Below are 21,693 nucleotides of genomic sequence, written 5' to 3'. Positions count from 1 at the left end.
CGCCTGGGTAATCGTGGCGCTGATTCTGCGTCCGTACCGGCCGGTATGTCACTACCCCGTTCGCGATCCGGGCCCGCGGCGGCCCGGCTATGCGGCGGCGAGCTCTTCGCCGACGACGTGCTGCCGTGCCTCCGGCGTGCTCGCGTGCTCCGCGGTCTCGCCGCCGAGCACGTCCGTGGCGAGCTGCGGGTCCTCGCGCAGCTTCGACAGGGCTCGCGAGACGGCGCTCTTCACTGTGCCGACGGAGACTCCGAGGATCGCGGCGGTCTGCACCTCGCTCAGGTCCTCGTAGAAGCGCAGCACCACCATCGCCCGCTGCCGCGTGGGCAGTTTGAGGATGGCCTGCCACAGCGCGTCGCGTACGGCCTGCGCCTCCGCGGGGTCGGGTCCCTGCTGCGGCTCCGGCTCGGGCAGCTCGTCGCAGACGACCTCGTCGACGCGGCGCTTGCGCCACTGCGAGGTGCGCGTGTTCAGCAGTGCCTTGCGTACGTAGCCGTCGAGGGCGCGGTGGTCCTCGATGCGCTCCCAGGCCAGATAGGTCTTGGTGAGCGCGGTCTGGAGCAGGTCCTCGGCGTCGCAGGGGTTGGCTGTGAGCGAGCGCGCGGTGCGCAGCAGCACCGGGCCGCGCGCCCGCACGTACGACGTGAACGTCTGCGGCGTCGCGGCCGGAGCCGCGGTCCTCGCGGTCCTCACGGCCGGAGCGGCTGTCCGGGCGCTCCCGGCTGTCCCAGGCGTGGTCATGGCTCAACGCTAGGAGCGGGCGCCCCGATGCGGATCGCCCCGAGGTCCCGAAGGCACCTCCCCCTGTGGGGGGAGAGAGGGTGCGGGCCCCACCTCCGTAGGGTGGACGCCGTACGTCCCGGGAATCAGGGTGCCTCAGGGGCGCGCGTCCGGGTCCGCGCCCTTGAACCCGAGCGGAGAGCGTGCGGCGGCCGCGCCTGCCGGGGCTCCCGGTGCCGCGGCCGCCGCCGGGGTTCAGGGGACGACGGCGACCGGGGCGTCCACCAGATTGCGGTCGATGGAGATGGTGTGCCCGCCGTACGTCCGCGTCACGTTGCCGTCGTACTGGTGGATGCGGCGGTGCGGCTGCCACGCCTTGCGCGCGACGAACCTGTCGTTGTTCAGCGACGGCGCCGTGCGCCAGCGCGCGAACCACAGCGCCTCGGGGAGGTCTTTCCTGCCCGCCTTGCGCGCGCCCTCCATGTGCTCGATGCCGGAGTCGGAGCTGCTGTAGAAGCCGGGGTAGTAACCGGCGCTCCGCACGGCGCGGTTCCAGGCCTGGATGAAGTGGAGCGTCGTGGTGGCGCACCGCGCCGAGGAGTTGTCGTAGGACTCCATGTCGAGGTAGACGGCGCTGTGCTTCGCCATGCCCAGCCTCTTGGCCGCGGCCACCGCGTCGCGTCCCTCGCGCAAACCGCGCTCCGCGGGCGCGCGGTGGCTCATCGCGAACCGGTGCTTGCGCGGGGACTCCACGCAGGGCGACTGCGAGCCGACGTACACGGGAAGCAGCCGCCAGCCCATGCGGTCGACCGACCGCACCCAGGATCTGTCGAGATACGGCTGCTCGGGGCAGGCGCGGGCGCGGCCGCCGATGTAGACGCCGACGGCGCCGAACGGGCTCGTGCCGTCCCAGGCGCGCATGGCGGCTGCCGACGGAGTGTGACAAGTGTCGAAGGCCTGGCCCTGGAAGATCTCGGCTCCGGCCAGGCGGGGGTCTCCCCTCATCAGTCCCGGGTCGGACGAGGACGCCCGTGCGGCCGCGGGGGCGGCGGAGTGCGGCGCGCTGCCGGCGGCCTCCGCGGGATCGGCGTCGGCGACGGTGGGGGCGGTGAGGACGGTGAGGGAGGCGATGGAGACGGCGGCTCGGCGAATGATGTGATTTTTATGCCACATGGGGCCGAGTGAAGAGGTTCGCGCTGGTGACGGCGGTCAGGCTCGCCGCGTCCGCCGCGGTTTCGCCCGTCTGGGCCGCACGCGTGGCGGGTCGCTGTGCGCGCTCGCTGCCCGAACGGGCCGGGCGGACGGGCCCGTTGCTCCCCGGGACGTACGTGACTCTCCGGCGGGCGCCCTCAACCGCCTTCCCCGACGCAGCGGCTGCCGAGCGCCTTGAGCTTGGCCTGGTCGACGTAGCCCTTCGTGTGGCTCCCGGCGACGTGGCCGTAATCGCGGAAGCGGTACGGGCGCCCGGCCGGTGCCGTGTCGAGGCGGAAGACGTCGTCGGCGCGGACGTCGCCGATGTCGTTGTGGCGGGCGTCGAGGATGTCGCCGTCCTCGATGACCCTGTAGACGCGGGTCGTACGGCAACTCGGGCCGCGATCCTGCCTGTCCGTCGCCAGGTTGGCCGAGTTGCCCGGGGCGTGCGAGGCGTCCGGCGTGCCCGAGCCGTCCCACGCGACCACCGCGAACGTGCCCGCGCAGAGCACGGCCACGGCGGCGAGGGCGCCCAGACCCGCCGGTGAGCGGAGCTTCGCCGCCAGGTGCCGGGGGAGCACGAGCGCCGCCGGGCGCCGAGGGCGTACGGCCGCCGGGTCCTCCGCTTCTCCGGTCGCGGACGCGCCGTCGCGTACGGGAGCGTTCGCGGCCTGCTCCTCCGGGGCGTTCCTGGCGCGCTCGGCCGCCTCCGCCGCCCGCTCGCGCAGCCTGCCCAGCCGCTCCCGCTCCCTGGGGGTCAGGCCCGCGATGCCGCACAGCGCCTCGAAGGTGTCCGCCGGGACGACCTCCTGCCCGTTGAGGTAGCGGGAGACCGGGGACTTGGTCAGATGCAGGGCCTCGGCCAGCTCGCGCTGGTTCAGCTCCGTACGGTCGCGGTAGACGGCGCGCAACTGCTCCGTGAACTGTCTGACGGGGCCTCCGAGTTGCGGCGGCAGTGGCTTCAGCGGGCGTCTGCCTGGCTCGGGCACGTCCCTGCCTCCCTCATCCACGTCCCTCTCCGCCGGTCAGCGGCCTGCGCGCGTCCCGGCGTCCCTCGTCGCACGCGGCCCGTGGCGGTGCGGTGCGCCGGACCCAAGAATCGTCCCGGCTCGAACTCGGCCCGCGCTCCGGGCACTTCGGCGCTCGCAGCGGCCGCGCCCCGGGAACGCCCGCATGTTCTCACGCGGCGGGCGGGAGCGGTGCCGGAACGAGGACGCACGGATGCCCGGCACAGAGCCGGACCCTGACACTCGGAGAAGGAACCGACGACCATGAAGAGAAAGCTCCAACTCGCCTTCGCCGGCGCGCTGATCGCCGCCGTCGGAAGCACGCTCACCCTCTGGTCCGCCGACGCGGAGGCGTCCGTGAACCGGTACACGATCCAGGCCGACTCCCCCAAGCCGGAGGCCTGCCAGAACCACGGGACGGTCCCCGCGGGCGCCTGGCTCCAGAACAAGGTGTGCGGCTACTTCGTCGGCACCGCGATGGCCGGCACCGCCTTCGACGTGCACGAGACCGCGCAGAGCGACTACCACTACGGGCACAACTACGGCGGCAACAACCTCTGCGCCTGGGTGCCGCCGGGCGCGCTCAGCTCCTCGCCCTCGGGGAAGGCCGACGAGTCGTGCAGCGCTGAGACGAAGGAGCGGATCGGCCACCGCCGCGCCTTCGGCTCGGACTTCAACGCGGGCGCCCACGACGCGACCGACGGCAGCCCTGTCACTGTCGATCCGGGCTGCGCGGGCGGCGCGTTCCTCAACTACTACAACTCCAGCGACTACAACGGCGGTTCGCTGCGCGACCCGGCGGGCACGCCGTCGGCCGAGGTCCACTACCGCTACACGACCACCGGCTCGAACCCCGCGGTCGTCGTCCGCGACTCGAACCTGGGCTGGGTCTTCATGGACCGCGACTGCGTAACGGACTGGCGGGGCGTGAAGTTCAACAACGAGAACGACTAGCAGCCCTGCGGGCAAGCTCTCCCCTGTCGCGCCGCCGCGTTCGGGCGCCTCGTTCGCCGACCGGCCGTCAGGAGCCGTCGTCGGCGTGGCAGGGGGACGTCGCGTCCGAGGCGTCCGCACCACCGCGTGACAGCGTTTGCTCGTACGGAGACGACGTCTCCTCGCGCGGCAGCGGCGCCGTAGTGGCCCGCGGGATCAGACGTGTGGGCAGGACGATGTGCTGGCCCTGGTCGGCATCGGAGTCGTTGACGAGCGAACGAGCCAGTTCGCCGGCGACACGTCCGATCTCCGCGGGCGACTGGGCGATCGTGGACAGGTCCGACCACCGGGCGATTTCGTGGTCGTCAAAGCCGAGTACGGACATCCGCCCGGGCACGTCGATGCCGCTCTTGCGCAGCGTCCAGAGGACGGAGACGGCGGCCTGGTCCTGTTCGGCGAAGATCGCGGTGGGCGGCTGCCGTTGGCTGAGCAGCTGCCCGACCGCCTCCACGACTCTTCGCTCGTCGCCGAGGCTGGAGGCGGTGACCACGAGATCGTCGTCCAGGGGGATGTCCGCTTCGGTGAGCGCCTGGCGGTAGCCGGTGAGCCGTTCGTTCGAGCTGAAGGTGAACCCGGTGGGGCCGACCGTCTTCACGAAGGCGATACGGCGGTGCCCGAGGTTGAGCAGATACTGCGTGCCGGCGCGCCCTCCGGCCGCATCGTCGACGTAGACGCTCGCTCGCCCCTCGGCGTGCTGACTCACGTAAATGACCGGAATCTCCAGGTCGTCCAGGCGCGCGCCCTCCTCTTCGGTGAGGTCGAAGGAGAACACCAGCAGGGCGTCCGCGTTGCGCCGGGCCGGGAGACGTTCGAAGAAGTCGACGCGTTCGGTCATGTCCGGCGTGACGTAGATGATCAGATCCATGCCCGCCGCGCGCAGTATCGGCGCCAGGCTGTCCAGGGCCGAGCCCATGAACCACGAATTGAGAACGGGCGTCAGCACGGCGACCACCCCCGTCTTGCCGGTGGCCAGGCTGGCGGCCTGCCGGGAGACCGCGAAGTTCAGCTCGCGGGCCGCCTGTTCGACCCGGACGCGGACTTGGGGGGAGACGGTCGAGAGCCCGCGCAGTGTGCGGGAGACGGTGGAAGGGGAGACCCCGGCCCGTTCGGCGACATCGACCATCGTGGGGTGCCGTTGCGCTGGTGGCATGACGGCAAAACTAGCACGGGAAACCCCTTTTGGCGGCTGTCGATGACAGCGCTGCCACGGACCCTCGCGACGGTTCAACCTTTGATTGCTTCCCATTTCTCGTACTAGAGCGGACATAACGGATCAAAAGTCCAAGAGATCCCTGTGTGACACCCATTGACTTCCCGCATATGCATCCATACCTTGAACGCGCTGTCTTGAAGTAGCCGACATCTGCACTCAGGTTGTGAATCTTCATGGCTTTGACCTGCGGCTCCATCGCGCAACACGTCTATGACAGCGCCTCTTTCAGACAGTTTCAGCGTCCATCCATACCGTCTGGCAGTGCCGCCGGTGAAGGGATGGGATCCGCATGGGTCGCAGCGAGTTCCGAGAAGGTCGCCCCGCGCTGCCCGTGGAGTGACCGCCCGGCCGTCGCCGGCCTGTATCCGGACATCGCCGATGGAGATTTCACAGCAGGGGCCCATGCCCACGTGACCCGCCAGGGCAACGGCGACAACGGGACCGCGGTCGCCGCCATCGCCCGTGTCCACCCGCGGAGTTCGCCCCGCCAAGGAGCGGGCGGACACGTACGCGCACTCGTCCCGGCGGGAGTACCCGCCGTTCGCCGCGACCGCCTTGGGACAGCGCGCCGGAACGATTCGGCCGATTCGGTTCCACACCGTTAGGAGAGACAAAGTGAAGACCAGTGCTACCAGGGCGGTTCAGTGTTCGGCCGTCGTTCTTGCCGCCGGGCTCGTCCTCAGCGCCTGCGGTTCATCCGGCGGCGGTGACGACGCCGCGCAGAAGAACCCCTCGTTCAAGGGGCGCGGCCCCATCAAGTACGTGGCCGGCAAGGACGCCGGAGGGTCCGTTCAGAAGGTGCTCGACAAATGGAACAAGGCGCATCCGAAGGAGAAGGTGACCTTCGTCGAGCTGCCTACGGACGCCGACGCGCAACGCCAGCAGATGATCCAGAACGCGCAGACGAAGTCCGACGCGTACACGGTGCTCTCCCTCGACGTCGTGTGGACCTCGGAGTTCGCGGCCCATCAGTGGATCGACCGGCTGCCCGCGGACAAGTTCCCGCTCCAGAAGATGATGAAGCCCGTCGTGGAGACGGGTAAGTACAGGGGCGGGCAGTACTCGATACCGCACGCGTCCGACGGCGGCCTGCTCTACTACCGCAAGGACCTGCTGAAGAAGGCCGGCATCGACAAGGCCCCGTCCACCTGGGCGGAGATGAAGGCCGACTGCAAGAAGGTCGAGAAGCTGCCCGAGGCGAAGGGAGCGTCCTGTTACGCGGGGCAGCACCAGAAGTACGAGGGCCTGACGGTCAACTTCTCCGAGGCCGTGAACTCCGCGGGCGGTGACGTGCTCGACGCGAAGGGCAAGCCGAACGTCGACACCCCGGAAGCGAAGAAGGGCCTGGACTTCCTCGCCGACTCCGTCAAGGACAAGACGATCCCCAAGGAAGCCACCACCTACCAGGAGGAGCAAGGCCGGCAGGCCTTCCAGGGCGGCAAGTTGATCTTCATGCGGAACTGGCCTTACGTGCACTCCCTCGCATCGAAGAAGGACGGTTCCAGCAAGGTCGCGGGGAAGTTCGACGTGGCGCCTCTGCCCGGCCTGAAGGGGCCCGGCACCTCCAGCCTCGGCGGCCACAACGTCGCCCTGTCGTCCTTCGCGAAGAACAAGGCCACGGCGATCGACTTCATGAAGTTCTTCACCAGTGAGGAGAAGGCCCGGTTCGCCCTCGAGGAGGCTTCCCTCGCGCCGCCGTACGAGAGCCTCTACGACGACAAGGCGCTGGAGAAGCAGTTCCCGTACCTGCCCACCCTCAAGAAGTCGATCCTGCACGCCAAGCCGCGTCCCCGCGTCGTCAACTACGGCGACGCGAGCAGTGCCATGCAGCGGGAGGCCTACGCCGCCATGACGGGCACCAAGAGCAGTGCGGAGGCCCTCAAGGACCTCCAGAAGGCCCTTCAGAAGCCCACGGCGCAGCAGTAGAGGACGCCCCCCTCATGGTGAACACGCAGAACACCCCGGGCGGTGCTGAAGACAGCGCGGACCACCCGACGGACCTCCCGCACCAGCGCTCTGGCGGGAGGCCCGTCGGGGCCCCCGGGTCGACGAAGCGACGTGGCCGGTCCCAGGCGGCCTCGACGTCCGCGCGGATGGCCGCGCTGCTGGTCTCCCCCACACTGCTGGTGCTGACGATCGTCGTGCTCTACCCGACGATCGTGGCGTTCAAGGACTCGCTCTACGGCACCGCCGGCCTGGACCCGAAGACGGGCTTCGTCAGCAAGACGGAGCCGTACGTCGGCTTGTCGAACTATGCCGACATCTTCGGGGAGGCGGGCTCCCGCTTCTGGAACGCCTTCTGGAACACCTCGTTCTTCACTGTCACCACGGTCACGCTGGAGACAGTGATCGGTGTGTGCATGGCGCTGATCATGCACAAGGCCTTCAAGGGCCGGTTCCTGGTCCGAGCCAGCATCCTGATCCCCTGGGCGATCCCCACCGCCATCTCCGCGATCCTGTGGCGCTGGATATTCAACAGCAACGGCATAGCCAACGAGGTCATCGGCAAGCAGATCCTGTGGACCACGGAGGGATTCCACGCCCAGGTCGCGGTCATCATCGCCGAGGTGTGGAAGACGGCGCCGTTCATCGGCCTGCTCGTCCTGGCGGGCCTCCAGGTGATCCCCAAGGAGGTCTACGAGGCCGCCCGGATCGACGGAGCCAGCGCAGCGCGCCAGTTCTGGAACATCACCCTGCCCCTGGTGAAGCCCGCGCTGCTGGTGGCCGTGCTGTTCCGGACGCTTGACGCGCTGCGGATGTTCGACCTTCCCTACGTCCTCATCGGCGCGAAGAAGGCGTCGGTGGAGACGTTGTCCATGCTGGCCCAGGACGAGGCGTCGAATGTGCGGTTCGGACCGGCCGCGGCATACGCGGTGGTCCTCTTCATCTACGTCTTCCTCATCGCTACCGCGTTCATCCGGCTGCTGGGCACCGACCTCGTCGGCAGCAGCGACAAGCCCAAGCGCCGCCGACGGCTGACGCGGCGCCGTACGGAGGTGGCGGCATGACCATCCCGGCACCCATCCGCAAGTGGCTTCCGTACGTGGGCGTCGCCGTCGTCGTCGCCTACTGCCTGGCGCCGTTCTACTGGATGGTGACCTCCAGCCTGCGGCGTACCTCGGACCTCTTCGAGAACTCGCCGCTGCCGAGCCACTTCTCCCTTGAGAACTACCTCGCGGTCTTCGACCCCTCCCAGTCGTTCATGAGGTCGATGCTCAACAGCCTCGTCGTGGCGGGCGTCACCACGGCCCTGGCCCTGGTGCTGGCCACCTTCACCGCCTACGCCATGGCCCGGCTCGAGTTCCGCTTCAAGCGTCTGGTCCTCACCGTGATCATCGCCACTTCGATGTTCCCCGTGGTGTCGATCGTGGTCCCGCTGCTGAAGCTGTTCACGGACATCGGCTGGATCAACACCTACCAGGCGATGATCGTGCCCAGCATGTCCTTCGCGCTGCCGCTCGCGGTGTGGAACCTCACCACCTTCTTCCGGCAGATGCCGGAGGAGCTCGAGCACTCGGCCATGGTCGACGGCTGCACGCGGGGCCAGGCGTTCCGCAAGATCATCATTCCGCTCGCCGCGCCCGGCATGTTCACCACCGCGATCATCGTCTTCATCATCGCCTGGAACGAATTCCTCATCGCCCTGACGATGACGAACCAGGAGGACATGCAGACCGCACCTGTCGCCGTCTCCAAGTTCACCGGCGCCTCCGAGTTCCAGGTCCCGTTCGGCAGCCAGATGGCGGCGGGCGTTCTCGTCACCCTCCCGCTCGTCGTGATGGTGATCATCTTCCAGCGCCGGATCGTTTCCGGCCTCACCTCCGGTTCGGCGAAGTAGCCCGAGGTTCCCCGCATTTCACTTACTCGAGGGAGTACGCAGCACCATGTCCAGCACCGCCCCGTGGTGGCGCAGTGCCGTCATCTATCAGGTGTACATCCGCAGCTTCGCCGACGGGAACGGCGACGGAGTCGGTGACATCGCCGGCATCCGCTCCCGCTTGCCGTATCTCAAGTCCCTTGGCGTCGACGCGATTTGGATCAACCCCTGGTACAAGTCGCCGATGGCCGACCACGGTTACGACGTGGCGGACTTCCGCGAGATAGACCCGCAGTTCGGCACCCTGGCCGAGGCCGAGGAGCTCATCGAGGAGGCGCACCGGCACGGCCTCCGCGTCATCCCCGACATCGTGCCCAACCACACCTCCGACCAGCACGACTGGTTCCGGGCCGCGCTCGCCGCCGGGGAGGGCAGCGCGGAGCGGGAACGCTACATCTTCCGGCCCGGCCGGGGCCCCGACGGCGCCGAGCCGCCCAACGACTGGCGGTCCGTCTTCGGCGGTCCGGCCTGGACCCGGGTGCCCGACGGGCAGTGGTATCTGCATCTGTTCGCTCCCGAGCAGCCGGACCTCAACTGGGAACACCCGGAGGTCAGGGCGGAGTTCGAGGACATCCTGCGGTTCTGGTTCAGCCGTGGAGTGGACGGATTCCGCATCGATGTGGCACACGGCCTGGTCAAGCACCCCGAGCTGCCTGATCTCCCGCCCCCCGTCGACCCGGACGGCCCGGCGCCTCAGGAGCGGGTGGCTCACCCGCACTGGGACCGCGACGAGGTGCACGACATCTACCGCGCGTGGCGCCGGGTGGCCGACGAGTTCCCCGGCGACCGGTCGTTCGTCGCCGAGGCCTCGGCGGAGACCCCCGACCGGCTCGCCGCGTACGTACGGCGGGACGGCCTGCACACGACGTTCAACTTCGACTTCGCGATGGCCAGTTGGTGCCCCAAGGAGCTGCGGGCGGTCATCGACGACTCGCTCACCACTCTCGGGAGGGTCGGCGCACCGGCCACCTGGGTGTTCTCCAACCACGACGTCGTGCGCCACCCCAGCCGCTTCGGCCGCGAGACGACGACGAAGCGGGTGCCCCGCGAGCGCTATGTGCCCGACGGCCCCCTCGACCTGGAGCTCGGTCTGCGGCGGGCCCGCGCGGCCGCGCTGCTGCTGCTCTCCCTCCCCGGCGGTGCCTACATCTACCAGGGTGAGGAACTGGGCCTGCCAGAGGTCGAGGACCTGCCCGAAGAGGCGCTCCAGGACCCGATCTGGGAGCGGTCCGGGCACACCGACCGCGGACGGGACGGCTGCCGCGTGCCCATCCCGTGGGACGGGGAGAGCGCGCCGTTCGGCTTCAGCCCCGAAGGCGCGGCCGGCGAGCCCTGGCTCCCCCAGCCTGCGTACTGGAAGGACCACACCGTCGAGAGCCAGACCGGTGACGACGCCTCCATGCTGGAGCTCTACCGCCGGGCCCTGCGTCTGCGCCGCGACCACCCCGCCCTCGGTGACGGCAGCCTGATCTGGCGGGACACCCCCGAGGGTGTGCTCGCCTTCGACCGCGAACCCGGCTTCGCGTGCCTCGTCAACTTCTCTGACGAGCCGTACCGGTTGCCGCGGCACGAGAAGGTACTGCTCGCGAGCAGGGAGCTCGACGACGGTTGTCTGGCTCCGGACGCCGCGGTGTGGCTCGCGCTGTGAGCGCCCTTTCCATGCGGCTTTCGGGTCCCGGGCGCCCGAGCGCGGGAATGCATCCCCCCGGGACCTCCGCCCCATCGACACCTGACAGTTGCTCCGCACAGGACCGTACGAGCGAGGACTGACGTGACCGATCGCACCGCGACCACCCCCCACCGCCAGGACGGCCCCGACTGGTGGCGCCAGGCCGCCGTCTACCAGATCTACCCGCGCAGCTTCGCCGACTCCGACGGCGACGGCCTCGGCGACATACCCGGCATCACCTCCCGGCTGCCCTACCTCGCCGAACTCGGCGTCGACGCCGTCTGGTTGAGCCCCTTCTACCCGTCCGCGCTGGCGGACGGAGGGTACGACGTCGCCGACTACCGGAACGTCGACCCGCGCCTCGGCACGCTCGACGACTTCGACGCGATGGTCGCCGAAGCACACCGCTTCGGCATCAAGGTGATCATCGACATCGTCCCCAACCACACCTCTGAGGACCACGAGTGGTTCCAGCAGGCGCTGCGGGCCGCACCCGGATCGCCCGAGCGCGCGCGCTACGTCTTCCGCAAGGGCAAGGGCGAGAACGGTGAACTGCCGCCCGCCGACTGGGAGTCCGCGTTCGGCGGCCCTGCCTGGACGAGGCTGCCCGACGGCTGGTGGTACCTGCACCTCTTCGCGCCGGAGCAGCCCGACCTCAACTGGGAGAACCCGGAGGTGCGCGCCGACTTCCGCAAGACGCTGCGCTTCTGGTCGGACCGTGGCGTGGACGGCTACCGGATCGACGTGGCCAACGCCCTGATGAAGGACCTCGCCGACCCGCTGCGGGACATGGGCCCGCGCTCGTACGACGAGCAGATGGCGGACCTGGAGGACGGCAGCCACCCGTTCTGGGACCGCGACGAGGTGCACGAGATATACCGGGAGTGGCGCGAGGTCTTCAACGAGTACGACCCGCCGCGCGTCGGCATCGCCGAGGCGTGGGTGAAGCGTCACCGCCTGGTGCTCTACGCACGGCCGGAAGGGCTGGGCCAGGCGTTCAACTTCGAGTATCTGAAGACGGGTTGGGACGCGCAGGAGCTGCGGTCGGTCATCGACGAGTCCCTGCGCACGGCCCAGGACGCGGGCGCCTCCGCGACCTGGGTGCTCTCCAACCACGACGTCGTCAGGCACGCCTCGCGCCTCGCGCTCCCCGACGGCGCCGACAGCAACGCGTGGCTGCTCAGCGGCGGCACACAGCCGCGGGCCGACGCCGAGCGCGGGCTGCGCCGGGCACGGGCCGCCACCATGCTGGAGCTGGCGCTGCCGGGGTCCGCGTACATGTACCAGGGCGAGGAGCTGGGACTGCCCGAGGTCGCCTCTCTCACCGAGGAGGACCTCCAGGACCCGACGTGGGAGCGCAGTTCGCACACCCGCAAGGGGCGCGACGGCTGCCGCGTGCCGCTTCCGTGGCGGCGTACGGGCCCGTCGTTCGGCTTCGGCGGCGACGACCCGTGGCTGCCGCAGCCGGCATACTTCGGCGAGCTGTCGGTCGAGGCCCAGGAGGGGCAGGACGGTTCCACGCTGGAGCTCTACCGGGAGGCGCTGCGGCTGCGGCACAAGCTGGTCGGCACCGACGAGACGCTGGAGTGGCGCAGCGACGAGGAGTCGGAGCGGGAGGGCCTGCTGCACTTCGTACGCCCCGACGGCTGGCACTGCCTGACCAACTTCGGGACGGAGACCAAGCCGCTGCCGGAGGGCGAAGTGCTGCTGAGCAGCGGCCCGTTGACCGGGGACGGGCTTCCGGGTGAGACGACCGTCTGGCTGCGGGACGGAGACGCGCAGGGCTGACGGCCCGCGCAGCGCAGAGGTTCCCGCTGTTCCCCGCCCCTTCCGGCGCACGTGCCGGGAGGGGCGGAGCCGTCGCTCCTCACCCCACGGGGAACGTCACGGCCGTCACCCCACGGGGAACGTCACGGCCGTCACTCCACGAAGAAGCTGTCGTGCTTCACGAGGAAGTCCTCCAGCTCCTTGCCGCCGCGCCGCGTCATCTCCCCGATCCGCTCGAAGTACTCCTCGCGCGGCGCTCCGGGCGAGAAGAGCAAGAGCATCGACGCCGGCCCGTCCGAGGTGTTCTTGAACGCGTGCAGCCCGCCGGCCGGCACGTACAGGAAGTCGCCCGACCGGCCCGTGACCCAGCGCTCGCCGTCGAAGAGCTGCGGCCGTCCGGAGAGGACGTAGAACGACTCCGAGATCGACCGGTGGAAGTGCCTGCTCGGCCCCGGCGACCCGGGTCCCATCTCCACCTTGTAGAGCCCGAACTCCCCGCCCGTGCTCGCGCCGGTGGCGAGGTAGTGCGTGCGGTTGCCCGTCCCGGACTCGAGGTCGGGCCCGGTGTCGGCGGGCCTCAACACCGCGGTGACCTCGCCTCCTTCGCCGAGGTAGCGGGGCTCCGGATACGACATGGCGGCTCTCCTTCCGTGCTTCCCTCCCAGCGTCCGGTCTCCGTGATTGTGGCCGTCCCGGCGGCGGTACGGCATCGCGCGCAGGGCCGGGTGGCCGTACGCACCCGAGAGAAGGAGAACTAGTCGGAATCTTGACTAGTGGCAAAACTGGTCTACTCTCAATCCGTGACCACCGACGCGACGAACGAGGAACCGGCCGCCTGGCTGCGGGGCGTGATCGAGCTGGCGGCCGCGGCGGTGCTCGCCGAGGGCGACAGGCACGGATACGCCGTGGCGCAGCGCCTCGGCGAAGCGGGCTTCGGACGGCTGAAGGGCGGCGTGCTCTATCCCGTCCTGGCACGCCTGGAGTCGGAGGGCGTCCTCAGCTCCACGTGGGCGGCGGGAGAGGGCGGCCCTGGCCGCAAGGTCTACTCGCTCACCGACGACGGCGCCCGCTGGCTTGCCGCACAGAGCACCCGCTGGGGCCGCTTCGCCGAACGCATGGACCAGTTGCTGAGCACCAACGTCCAGAAGGGCCGGGCCAGATGAAGGACACGACGACGGCGGAAGCGGAAGCGGACCGCGGCGACTGGGAGGACGAGTTCACGTTCGCCCTGACGCGGCGCGGGCTGGACCGGGAGACCGCCACGGCCTGCGCGAAGGAGGCGCTCGCCCACTGCGAGGAGTCGGGCGAGAGCCTCCGGGAGGCGTTCGGCGATCCGGAGGAGTACGCGGACACCGTCGCCGTCAGCCGGATTCCCGTCGCGACGCGTGCGAGGACCGACTACGACGACGTCACGATGGACGAGTACTGGGGCGCTCCGCTGACGCTGCCCGCCGTCTTCCTGTTCCTGGGCGGAACCATGGCGTGGATCGGCATGGGGCTGTGGATCGAGGTGACCGTCGCGGGGCTGGCGGGCACGGTGCTGATCGGGGTCGCGTTCGCCGTCGCGGGCGGCGCGCACTCGCTCCGTGCGGCGGGCTTCCGGCGCGCCTCGCTCGTCACCGGATGCGCCGCGCTGGTGCTGTGCGTCCCGGCGGCCGTGGCGCTCCTGGAGCTCCCCCGCAGCGGGTTGGGACGCATACCGTCCCCGGCGCTCATCGCCGCGGCCCTGCTTCTCAACTGGTTCGGCGAGCGCCTGGAGCGCCCGGACGGGGCCGAACGCAGGGCGCTCGGACGCCTGTTGCGACGTACGAGGCATACGAGACGTTCGGGTGGAAGCGGAGACGACTCCGCGGGGCCCGGTGACGACCGCGAGGTCCGCCGCTGGCTGAGCCGCCTCTACGGGCTGCTCCGGGGGCGGCACCGCGTGCGGCGCGACGAGGCGCGGCGCCTGGTGTCCGACGCGCGGCAGCACCTGGAGGCCTCGGGCGCGCGCCCGCAGGAGGAGTTCGGCGACGCCGAGAGGTACGCGCTGAGCCTCGTCGAGGAGGGCGGCGCGAAGCGCCTCACCCGCAAGGAGCTCGCCACGCGACGGGAGTGGATCATCCTCGGAGGCGCCGTCCTGTGGCTGGCCGACGCGGACTGGCCCGACCTGCGATGGCACCAGTGGGGCGTCCTGGTTCTCGCGGTGGTGGAGGGCGCGGCACTGGCGAGGCACTACCTCGCCAAGTCACGGGCGCGCACGGCGACTTCACCACGGGGCGGGCCCGGCGGGAAGTGAGCCGCGGCCGGGCGGAGCGGACTCCCGGAGGCCCCGGGGGCGGCCGTTGGGACGGGCCGCGCGCCTGGCCGACACGGCGCGCCCCGGCGCGAGAAGGCGAAGCAGCGCCCGGCGTCGAGCCCTGAGCCGAGCGCCGTGACGGCGGCGTCCGCTCCTGCCACCGGCCTCCGTAAACGAGTTGTGGCGGGGCTCCCGCGCGGGAAGCATCGACTCATGGACAGACCTGCCGAGCTGGTCCGCCACGAGCGCGTCGAACTGCGCCGCTGGCGAAGCCCGGACGCCGATGTCGCGTACCGGGTCGTCGCCGAGTCCCTGGAGCACCTCACGCCCTGGATGCCGTGGGCGGAGGGCCACAGCCCCGACTCGTCCCTCGAGTTCGTGACGCGCTGCGAGCGTGAGTGGGCGGAGGGGCAGGCGTTCAACTACGCGATATCGGTGGGCGGTTCGACGATCGGCAGCTGCAGTCTGATGCGCCGCATCGGTCCCGGCGCACTGGAGATCGGCTACTGGATCCACCGGTCGTGGACGGGGCAGGGGCTGGCGACCATGGCCGCGGCGGCGCTGCTCCGGCAGGCGTTCGCCCTGCCCGGGATAGAGGTCGTGGAGATCCACCACGACGAGGCCAACGAGGCGAGCGGCGGCGTCGCCAGACGGCTCGGCTTCACCCAGGTCGAACGGCGGCCGGTTCTGGAGGGGCCGGCCGCGCCCGGCGAGGTGGGCGTCGAGGTCGTCTGGCGTATACGGCGCCAGGACGGGCCGCCGCCGGCGCCGGACCGCGCTACCAGTTCTGAACGGAGTTGAGGAGTATCCGCTCGATCTCCTCCTCGCCCACGGGCCGGGGGCAGGTGGACAGCAGCCGCTGCTGCTTCATCGTCCCCGGCACCAGATCCGCCACGTCGCTCTCGCCGTAGCCGACCGCGCCGATGCCGTTCGGAATGCCGATGTCGCGCATCAACTCGATGAGCACCCGCGGCAGTTGCTCGGCGGGATCGGAGAGCAGCTCCTTGTCCGGAGCCAGCAGCTCGGCCGCCCGCAGATGCCGCTCGGGGGCGGACGGGAAGCAGTACCGGAAGGCCTCCGGCGCCGTCAGGGACACCGACTGGCCGTGGGGCACCATGGGTTCGTCCTGCGGATATCCGGCCGGGCGGTACTCCTTGACCATGCCGGCGATCGGATAGGCGTTGGCGTGCGGGATGTGGACCCCGGAGTTCCCGAACCCCATCCCGGCGAAGGTCGCGGCCATGAGCATGTCCGTACGGGCCTCGACGTCCTCGGCTCCTCGGCGCACGGCCCGCCGGAACGACTTCGCGATCAGGCTCATCGCCTTCTCGCACCACAGGTCGGAGACGGGGTTGGAGCCGCAGTACGTCACGCGCTCCTCGGGCCGCCGACGGTCGGAGTCCGCGTACCACTTCGCGGTGTACGACTCCAGGGCGTGGCAGACGATGTCCATCCCCGCCGAAGCCGTGACCTCGGGCGGCAGGGTCATCGTCAGCAGCGGGTCGACCACCGCGAGGGACGGGCGCAGCCGCCAGTGGCTGATGCCCGTCTTGACCTTCATCGACAGGATGTCCAGCACGCACATAGCGGTGCTCTCCGCGCCGGTGCCCGCCGTGGTGGGCACGGCGATCAGCGGCTTGAGCTGCCGCGGCGGAACCTTGGCCCCGCCTATCGGCTTGTTGACGTAGTCCATGAGCTCGCCGGGGCAGGACGTCAGCAGGTTCACGGCCTTCGCGGTGTCGATGGCCGATCCGCCGCCGACGGCCACGAAGCCGTCCCAGGGGCCTCGGGCGCGTGCGTACTCGACGGCGCCGGCGAAGCTGGCGTCGCTCGGCTCGATGTGCACGGCGTCGAAGACCTCGGCGTCGAGGCCGTACTTGGTGAGGTTCTCGGCGACGCGCTGCGGGATTCCCAGCGCGGCGACGCCGGGATCGGTGAGGACCAGCACGCGCCGCGCGCCGTACTGCGCCATGTCGAACCCGATCTCGTCGGCGGCGCCGGCGCCGAACTTCAGCGGGGGCGCGCCCCACGTGAAGACGGTCTCCTCTACCAGGGCGCCGTTGTCTGCGTTGCTCATCGGAAGTGCGCCTCCACGCTCGCGGTCGATGCGGGACCAGTACCCCGGTCTCTCAGTCGTATGAGGCCCGGGGCAACCCCCGGCCGCCGAGCGGCGACCGGTGGCCGGGCCGCCGTGATCACCGCCGCAGCGACTCGCACACGGCCGCTGTGACCGACCGCGTTCCGCCGACGGGCCGTCCCCCCTCGACCACTTCGGCGACGCCGCGCGAGAGCGCGGACTCCACGGCGGCGCTGACGCGTGCGCCCGCCACGGGCAGGTCCGCGTGGTCGAGCAGCAGCGCGAGGCTGAGGATCTGCGAGAGCGGGTTGGCCAGGTCGCGGCCCGCGATGTCCGGTGCGCTGCCGTGCACCGGCTCCGCGTACGCCGCGTCCGTACCGGCGTTGAGCGAGCCGCACATGCCGAGGCCGCCCACGGTGGCGGCGCCCAGGGACGTGCCAGGCGGCCGGTTTCGAACCCGTCGTCGCCTTCGAAGCCCACGACTACCAGGAGGCACAGGCCATGGTCGCCGCGGGGCTCGGCGTCGCGCTGGTGCCGCAGCTGGCGCTCAGCGGAGTACGCGAGGACGTGCGCGTCCTCGACCTCGGCGGCCAGGCGCCGTCGAGACGCATCATGCTCGCCCACTCCGCGGACCGCGCACCGACTCCGGTGGGCACGGCGATGGCGAAGATCCTCCGGCAGGTGGCGCGGGAGGGCGGCGCACAGCGCGAGAAGGCGTGAGGGGTTCGCCGGCCTTCCATGACGGTCTTTGACGGTCTTTCCGGACGGGGGGGGCGTACGAGGGACGGAGGGCCGGGCGGACGACGGACGGCCGGAAACACGATGGACGGCGGTCGTCCGGCGGCCGTCACGGCTTGCGGCCGAGACCGCCCAGCGATGCGATGTCGGCGGCCGAGTCGGTGACGGGCCCGTCGGGACGCCACCGCGGGCCGGGCACCACGCCCGGCTCGACGAGCTCCAACCCCGAGAAGAACTCGCGGACTTGGTCGAAGTTCGACAGGCGGTACGGGATGCCGCCGTGTTCCCCGACGCGCCGCTCGGCCTCGACCAGATCCGGGTCGGCGTCGGTGCCGGTGTACAGAGCGAGATGGCTGCCCGGGGCCAGGCCGTCCATGAGGGTGCGCGCGATCGTCAGCGCCTCGGCGTGCTCGGGCACGTGCCCGATGATGCCGAACATGATCAGCCCCACGGGACGGGACAGGTCGAGCGTCTGCGCCGCCCCTTCCAGGATCGGCTGCGGCTCGTTCACGTCCGCGTGCAGGTAGTCGGTCGCGCCCTCCGCCGTTCCGGCCAGCAGGGTGCGGGCGTGCGTGAGCACCAGCGGGTCGTTGTCCACGTAGACGATGCGGCTCTCGGGCGCCTCACGCTGCGCTATCTCGTGCGTGTTGTCGGCGGTGGGCAGCCCGGTGCCGATGTCGAGGAACTGACGGATGCCCGCCTCGGAGATGAGGTAGCGCACCACGCGGGCGAGCATCGCGCGGCTGGTCCGCGCGATGTCGACGATGCCGGGGTAGGCCTCCCGCGCGGTCTCCCCCGCGCGCCGGTCGACCTCGTAATGGTCCTTGCCGCCCAGCCAGTAGTCCCACATCCGCGCCGAGTGCGGCACGCCGCTGGCGGCCCGCGGGACGTCACGACCGACGATCAGCGGGACGTCGCCCGTAGGGTCGCCAGTCGCACCGGCATCGTCTGCCATGTCCCCACGCTCCTCGCTGTGTTGTCGACCGTCGACCGTCCCGCGATGCTAACGCACCACCGAGCCCGGGCAGTTGGCCGGTGAATATTCACCACGCTGCGCACCCTTCCCGCTCCCGCGGCCCCGCACACGGTCCCGCGCGTCGGGGCGCGCGGTCGCCATACGGGGCAACTCGCCGCCGGAGGTGGCGGGGCCGCCGCGAGCGTTCCCGGCCTTCGCCGGGTGTGTGGGCCGAACCCGCAGCCAGGAAGCCGCGGGGCATGTGCCAAGTCCCCTGGCCCGGGCGGGACTTCGAGCCCCGGGGGGCTGCGCCGGCAACGGATGAGCGCCGCGCGACGCCTTCGCACCCGCGGGCCCGCGCCACGGGCCGTACGCGCCAAGATCCGCCGTCCGAGGGGCGCTTCGCCGGGGGCGGCGAGCTGCGCGGCGGATACGCGGCGTTGGAGGCAGCACCGCGCGCCAAGCCCCACGCCGCGGACGACGTGCCAAGTCCCGCCACCCGCACGGGACTCCGCGCCCCCAGGGGGGCGGGCGAGCTGCGCGCGGACAACGGACACCCGTCGCGCCCCGCGCCACCGGTGTACGTGCCAAATCCCGCCACCCCGCAGGCACTTCGCCGAGGGCGGCTCGCCCAGCCGACAACGGAAACGCGGGCGGCGGCAGCACCCCGCGCACGCGGCTGCGCCGCGGGCGTACGGGCCAAAGTCCCGCCGTCCGGGTGGCACTTCGCCTGTGGCAGCGAGCTGCGCGGCGGATACGCGGCGTTGGAGGCAGCACCGCGCGCCAAGCCCCACGCCGCGGACGACGTGCCAAGTCCCGCCACCCGCACGGGGACTCCGCGCCCCCAGTGGCCGGGCGAGCTGCGGCGGACACCGAACACCCGTCGCGCCCCCGCCACCGGCGTACCTGCCAAGTCCCCTGGCGCTGCTGCGAGTTCGCCTTTGGGGCCTGCGCGGGCAACCGCTTTGCGCCGCAGGACGCTCGCACATGGCCCACGCCCACGGGCGTGCCAGGCTCCCGCCGTCCGAATGCACTTCCCCGAGATCGGCGAGCTCCGCCGACAACGGCAACGCGGGCGGCGGCAGCACCCCGCGCCCGCGGCCCGCGCCGCGGGCGTGCGGCCAAGCCGCGCCGCCCCGGCGGCACTTCGCGAGCACGCCTCAGCGCGCCAGCGCGCCAGCGCGCCAGCGCGCCAACGCCTCAGCGCGGCAGCCGCTCCTCGCGGATTCGCGACGCCGACTCCGCGTCCTCCGCCTCGATTTCGGCCGCGACCCGGAGCACCCGGTCCAGGCTCGCCTTCGGGATCACCACGGCTCCGGCCGCGTCGGCGAAGACGTAGTCGCCGGGGATCACGCACACCCCCGCGACCTCGACGGCGACGCCGGCCGCGTAGGGCATCACCGTGTCGCCGCCCCAGCGGGTCGCCTCTCCCCGGCACCATGTCGCGAACCCGTGGTCGCGCAGTTCGCCGAAGTCGCGCAGGCGCCCGTCCGCGAGCACACCGGCCAGGCCGTGGTGCGCCACCCGGGACAGCTTCGTACCGCCCCCATGCGACGCGTCGGGGTAGCCGCCGCTGGAGAGCACCAGCACGTGACCGGACGGCGACGGCCCGATCGCCTCGTAGAACAGCTCCGTGAAGCCCTCCGTGGACTGCGGCAGATCGTCCCGGTAGGGCAGATACGCGAGCGTGACCGCAGGACCGAAGAGCGGCCGGGCGGGGTCGGGGCTGGCCAGAGCCAGCACGTGGGCGCGGTGACCGTGGACGCGGCCCATCGCGTCGACGAGGTTCGCGGAGCCCAGCCGAGCAGCCCTCGCCGCGAGGTCCACGTCGTTCTCGCTGCTCATCTCTCCTCCAGAGGCCTGACTGCCCCGCATTGTGCCCGCCGCCCCGGCCGCACGCGCGGAAAGCGGCGAGCCGCGGGTCGGCTCGACGGCCCCCTCCGTACGGCGCCGTGCGCGCGGGCCGGCCCCGCGCCACGCGCCCCCCGTGTCCCCGTTGTCCCCCGTGTCCCCCGTCACAAGTAGCGATTGCTCAAGGCGCCGGATGACGGCGCGGCTAGCGTCGGACCGCCGGAACCGGCCGAAGCCCATGAGCCAGCCCGCTCCCCGCGCACCCCCACCTGTGCCGACGTGCCTGGCCGGGGAGCGGGCCTCCCTGAACCCGAACGCTCACCGCGCGCCGAAAAACGGCTCCCTCGCCGAGAGGACCGCTCCCTAAGCTGTCGTCCGGCCGCCGGCCGACCGCGCGCCGACCGGCCGACGGACCGAGTGGGACCGAGTTGGACAGGTAGGTACGGGTGGACGCCGACTGGGAGTGGGACGACAGCCTGTTCTCGGGTACGGCCGCCTACTACGAGCGCGGCAGGCTCCCTTACGCCCCCGGCCTCGCCGACGTCCTCGCCGGAATACTCCGCCTCGACGGGCGCGGGCGCCTCCTGGACGTGGGCTGCGGACCGGGCACCCTCGCCCTGAGGCTCGCGCACGTCTTCGGGGAGGTCGTCGGCGTGGACCCCGACGCGGGGATGATCGCCGAAGCCGGGCGCCGGGCCACCGAGGCAGGCGTGACAGGCAAAGCGCGGTGGGTGCGGGCCCGGGCGGAGGAACTGCCGCTCGGTCTCGGCACGTTCACCACGGCGACCTTCGGCCAGTCCTTCCACTGGATGGACCGCGACCTGGTGGCCGCCACCGTGCGGGGCATGCTCCGGCCCGGCGGCGCGCTCGTACACATCTCGGATCTGAAGGACGAGGACCTCTCGGTCGACGGCCTTCCGCACCCCGCGGTCCCCTACGTGGCGATCGACGAGCTGGTCAAGCGCCGGCTGGGCGCCGTCCGGCGGGCGGGCCGGCGAGTGCTGCCGCAGGGGACGCCCGGCGGCGAGGCCGCGGTGCTCGCCCGGACGGGGTTCTCCGGTCCCGAGCGCTTCGTCGTGCCCGCGGGGCAGGCACTGGAGCGCACATGTGACGACGTCGTCGCGTGGGTGTTCTCGATGTCGTACTCGGCGCCACATCTGTTCGGCGAGCACCGTGACGACTTCGAGTCGGACCTGCGCCGCCTGCTCGCCGAGGTCTCCCCCTCGGGCCGCTTCTCCGAACGGCGCCCGAGCACCGAGGGTTTCGTCTGGTGGACGGACCCCCGCTGACCCGCGCAGTGTGCGGACGGCGCGGGCATCGGGCACGTCACGTACGGGAACCGAAGAGGACCACCGCG

Annotated in this window: 19 protein-coding genes and 1 pseudogene; 11 read left to right on the top strand and 9 right to left on the bottom strand. The window is 71.2% G+C overall.

The window, feature by feature from the left end; translation table 11 throughout:
• Window positions 1-87: 87 nt before the first annotated feature.
• The 3 genes from QQM67_RS28340 to QQM67_RS28330 all read right to left on the bottom strand — a co-directional run bounded on the left by QQM67_RS28340 (window position 88) and on the right by QQM67_RS28330 (window position 2,900).
• Window positions 88-741 (bottom strand): SigE family RNA polymerase sigma factor, encoded by a 654-nt coding sequence (locus tag QQM67_RS28340; protein WP_314177877.1) that lies wholly within the window; start codon window positions 739-741, stop codon window positions 88-90.
• A gap of 234 nt (window positions 742-975) precedes the next feature.
• Complete coding sequence (locus tag QQM67_RS28335) at window positions 976-1,893, bottom strand: glycoside hydrolase domain-containing protein (RefSeq protein ID WP_314177876.1); 918 nt, start codon at window positions 1,891-1,893, stop codon at window positions 976-978.
• Window positions 1,894-2,069: 176 nt separating this feature from the next.
• Entirely contained in the window at window positions 2,070-2,900 is an 831-nt protein-coding gene (locus tag QQM67_RS28330; protein WP_314177875.1) for a helix-turn-helix domain-containing protein, read from the bottom strand.
• 282 nt (window positions 2,901-3,182) lie between these two features.
• Between QQM67_RS28330 and QQM67_RS28325 the strand changes: the two genes are divergently transcribed.
• A complete protein-coding gene (locus tag QQM67_RS28325; RefSeq protein ID WP_314177874.1) occupies window positions 3,183-3,872 on the top strand; it encodes a hypothetical protein in 690 nt (229 codons plus the stop codon).
• Window positions 3,873-3,939: 67 nt separating this feature from the next.
• Here QQM67_RS28325 and QQM67_RS28320 read toward each other — a convergent pair whose 3' ends face one another.
• Complete coding sequence (locus tag QQM67_RS28320) at window positions 3,940-5,061, bottom strand: LacI family DNA-binding transcriptional regulator (protein WP_314177873.1); 1,122 nt, start codon at window positions 5,059-5,061, stop codon at window positions 3,940-3,942.
• A 678-nt stretch (window positions 5,062-5,739) separates the two neighbouring features.
• Here QQM67_RS28320 and QQM67_RS28315 point away from each other — a divergent pair.
• From QQM67_RS28315 to QQM67_RS28295, 5 genes are all read left to right on the top strand, one after another.
• Window positions 5,740-7,050, top strand: coding sequence for an ABC transporter substrate-binding protein (locus QQM67_RS28315; protein ID WP_314177872.1), 1,311 nt, complete (start codon window positions 5,740-5,742; stop codon window positions 7,048-7,050).
• A 14-nt stretch (window positions 7,051-7,064) separates the two neighbouring features.
• Window positions 7,065-8,132: a carbohydrate ABC transporter permease gene (locus QQM67_RS28310; protein WP_314177871.1), complete on the top strand. Its 1,068-nt coding sequence runs from the start codon at window positions 7,065-7,067 to the stop codon at window positions 8,130-8,132.
• Window positions 8,129-8,962 carry a carbohydrate ABC transporter permease gene (locus QQM67_RS28305; protein ID WP_314177870.1) on the top strand — a complete coding sequence of 278 codons (834 nt, stop codon included), beginning with the start codon at window positions 8,129-8,131 and terminating at the stop codon, window positions 8,960-8,962. The genes QQM67_RS28310 and QQM67_RS28305 overlap by 4 nt, the downstream gene beginning before the upstream one ends.
• A gap of 46 nt (window positions 8,963-9,008) precedes the next feature.
• Window positions 9,009-10,649 carry a glycoside hydrolase family 13 protein gene (locus tag QQM67_RS28300; protein ID WP_314177868.1) on the top strand — a complete coding sequence of 547 codons (1,641 nt, stop codon included), beginning with the start codon at window positions 9,009-9,011 and terminating at the stop codon, window positions 10,647-10,649.
• Window positions 10,650-10,772: 123 nt separating this feature from the next.
• Window positions 10,773-12,458 (top strand): glycoside hydrolase family 13 protein, encoded by a 1,686-nt coding sequence (locus QQM67_RS28295; protein WP_314177867.1) that lies wholly within the window; start codon window positions 10,773-10,775, stop codon window positions 12,456-12,458.
• 131 nt (window positions 12,459-12,589) lie between these two features.
• Here the strand turns inward: QQM67_RS28295 and QQM67_RS28290 are convergent, their stop codons facing one another.
• Window positions 12,590-13,072, bottom strand: coding sequence for a cupin domain-containing protein (locus QQM67_RS28290; protein ID WP_314177866.1), 483 nt, complete (start codon window positions 13,070-13,072; stop codon window positions 12,590-12,592).
• A 165-nt stretch (window positions 13,073-13,237) separates the two neighbouring features.
• Between QQM67_RS28290 and QQM67_RS28285 the strand changes: the two genes are divergently transcribed.
• The 3 genes from QQM67_RS28285 (at window position 13,238) to QQM67_RS28275 (ending at window position 15,516) form a co-directional block, all read left to right on the top strand.
• Window positions 13,238-13,600: a PadR family transcriptional regulator gene (locus QQM67_RS28285; RefSeq protein WP_314177864.1), complete on the top strand. Its 363-nt coding sequence runs from the start codon at window positions 13,238-13,240 to the stop codon at window positions 13,598-13,600.
• A complete protein-coding gene (locus QQM67_RS28280; RefSeq protein WP_314177862.1) occupies window positions 13,597-14,715 on the top strand; it encodes a hypothetical protein in 1,119 nt (372 codons plus the stop codon). The genes QQM67_RS28285 and QQM67_RS28280 overlap by 4 nt, the downstream gene beginning before the upstream one ends.
• A 213-nt stretch (window positions 14,716-14,928) precedes the next feature.
• The gene (locus QQM67_RS28275) at window positions 14,929-15,516 is read left to right on the top strand and encodes a GNAT family N-acetyltransferase (RefSeq protein WP_314177861.1); all 588 of its coding nucleotides are present in this window, start codon (window positions 14,929-14,931) and stop codon (window positions 15,514-15,516) included.
• On the opposite strand, the gene QQM67_RS28270 is transcribed toward QQM67_RS28275, so the two are convergent.
• Together QQM67_RS28270 and QQM67_RS28265 are read right to left on the bottom strand one after the other, a co-directional pair.
• Window positions 15,494-16,792 (bottom strand): hydroxyacid-oxoacid transhydrogenase, encoded by a 1,299-nt coding sequence (locus QQM67_RS28270; RefSeq protein WP_314177859.1) that lies wholly within the window; start codon window positions 16,790-16,792, stop codon window positions 15,494-15,496. The genes QQM67_RS28275 and QQM67_RS28270 overlap by 23 nt on opposite strands.
• 118 nt (window positions 16,793-16,910) lie before the next feature.
• Window positions 16,911-17,207, bottom strand: coding sequence for an isocitrate/isopropylmalate family dehydrogenase (locus tag QQM67_RS28265; RefSeq protein ID WP_314177856.1), 297 nt, complete (start codon window positions 17,205-17,207; stop codon window positions 16,911-16,913).
• A 56-nt stretch (window positions 17,208-17,263) separates the two neighbouring features.
• On the opposite strand from QQM67_RS28265, the pseudogene QQM67_RS28260 reads away from it, so the two are divergent.
• Window positions 17,264-17,512, top strand: a pseudogene (locus tag QQM67_RS28260) (LysR substrate-binding domain-containing protein); the annotation flags it as partial.
• Between the two features lie 127 nt (window positions 17,513-17,639).
• On the opposite strand, the gene QQM67_RS28255 reads toward QQM67_RS28260, so the two are convergent.
• Together QQM67_RS28255 and QQM67_RS28250 are read right to left on the bottom strand one after the other, a co-directional pair.
• Complete coding sequence (locus QQM67_RS28255; protein ID WP_314177853.1) at window positions 17,640-18,485, bottom strand: SAM-dependent methyltransferase; 846 nt, start codon at window positions 18,483-18,485, stop codon at window positions 17,640-17,642.
• Between the two features lie 1,200 nt (window positions 18,486-19,685).
• Window positions 19,686-20,330 (bottom strand): RraA family protein, encoded by a 645-nt coding sequence (locus tag QQM67_RS28250; protein ID WP_314177850.1) that lies wholly within the window; start codon window positions 20,328-20,330, stop codon window positions 19,686-19,688.
• A 452-nt stretch (window positions 20,331-20,782) separates the two neighbouring features.
• On the opposite strand from QQM67_RS28250, the gene QQM67_RS28245 reads away from it, so the two are divergent.
• Window positions 20,783-21,625, top strand: coding sequence for a class I SAM-dependent methyltransferase (locus QQM67_RS28245; RefSeq protein ID WP_314177848.1), 843 nt, complete (start codon window positions 20,783-20,785; stop codon window positions 21,623-21,625).
• Window positions 21,626-21,693 lie beyond the last annotated feature (68 nt).

Source organism: Streptomyces winkii (assembly GCF_032248595.1).
GTDB classification, from domain to species: Bacteria; Actinomycetota; Actinomycetes; order Streptomycetales; family Streptomycetaceae; genus Streptomyces; species Streptomyces winkii.
The sequence above is the reverse complement of the archived record's forward strand: the minus strand, read 5'-3'. Positions and strand labels throughout refer to the sequence as shown.

Bases quoted from the DNA above. Each gene is read 5' to 3' on its own strand.
- QQM67_RS28340 (WP_314177877.1), bottom strand. From the start codon at position 741: ATGACCACGCCTGGGACAGCCGGGAGCGCCCGGACAGCCGCTCCGGCC.
- QQM67_RS28300 (WP_314177868.1), top strand. From the start codon at position 9,009: ATGTCCAGCACCGCCCCGTGGTGGCGCAGTGCCGTCATCTATCAGGTG.
- QQM67_RS28320 (WP_314177873.1), bottom strand. From the start codon at position 5,061: ATGCCACCAGCGCAACGGCACCCCACGATGGTCGATGTCGCCGAACGG.
- QQM67_RS28255 (WP_314177853.1), bottom strand. From the start codon at position 18,485: ATGGCAGACGATGCCGGTGCGACTGGCGACCCTACGGGCGACGTCCCG.
- QQM67_RS28270 (WP_314177859.1), bottom strand. From the start codon at position 16,792: ATGAGCAACGCAGACAACGGCGCCCTGGTAGAGGAGACCGTCTTCACG.
- QQM67_RS28290 (WP_314177866.1), bottom strand. From the start codon at position 13,072: ATGTCGTATCCGGAGCCCCGCTACCTCGGCGAAGGAGGCGAGGTCACC.
- QQM67_RS28250 (WP_314177850.1), bottom strand. From the start codon at position 20,330: ATGAGCAGCGAGAACGACGTGGACCTCGCGGCGAGGGCTGCTCGGCTG.
- QQM67_RS28325 (WP_314177874.1), top strand. From the start codon at position 3,183: ATGAAGAGAAAGCTCCAACTCGCCTTCGCCGGCGCGCTGATCGCCGCC.
- QQM67_RS28305 (WP_314177870.1), top strand. From the start codon at position 8,129: ATGACCATCCCGGCACCCATCCGCAAGTGGCTTCCGTACGTGGGCGTC.
- QQM67_RS28310 (WP_314177871.1), top strand. From the start codon at position 7,065: ATGGTGAACACGCAGAACACCCCGGGCGGTGCTGAAGACAGCGCGGAC.
- QQM67_RS28280 (WP_314177862.1), top strand. From the start codon at position 13,597: ATGAAGGACACGACGACGGCGGAAGCGGAAGCGGACCGCGGCGACTGG.
- QQM67_RS28335 (WP_314177876.1), bottom strand. From the start codon at position 1,893: ATGTGGCATAAAAATCACATCATTCGCCGAGCCGCCGTCTCCATCGCC.
- QQM67_RS28275 (WP_314177861.1), top strand. From the start codon at position 14,929: ATGGACAGACCTGCCGAGCTGGTCCGCCACGAGCGCGTCGAACTGCGC.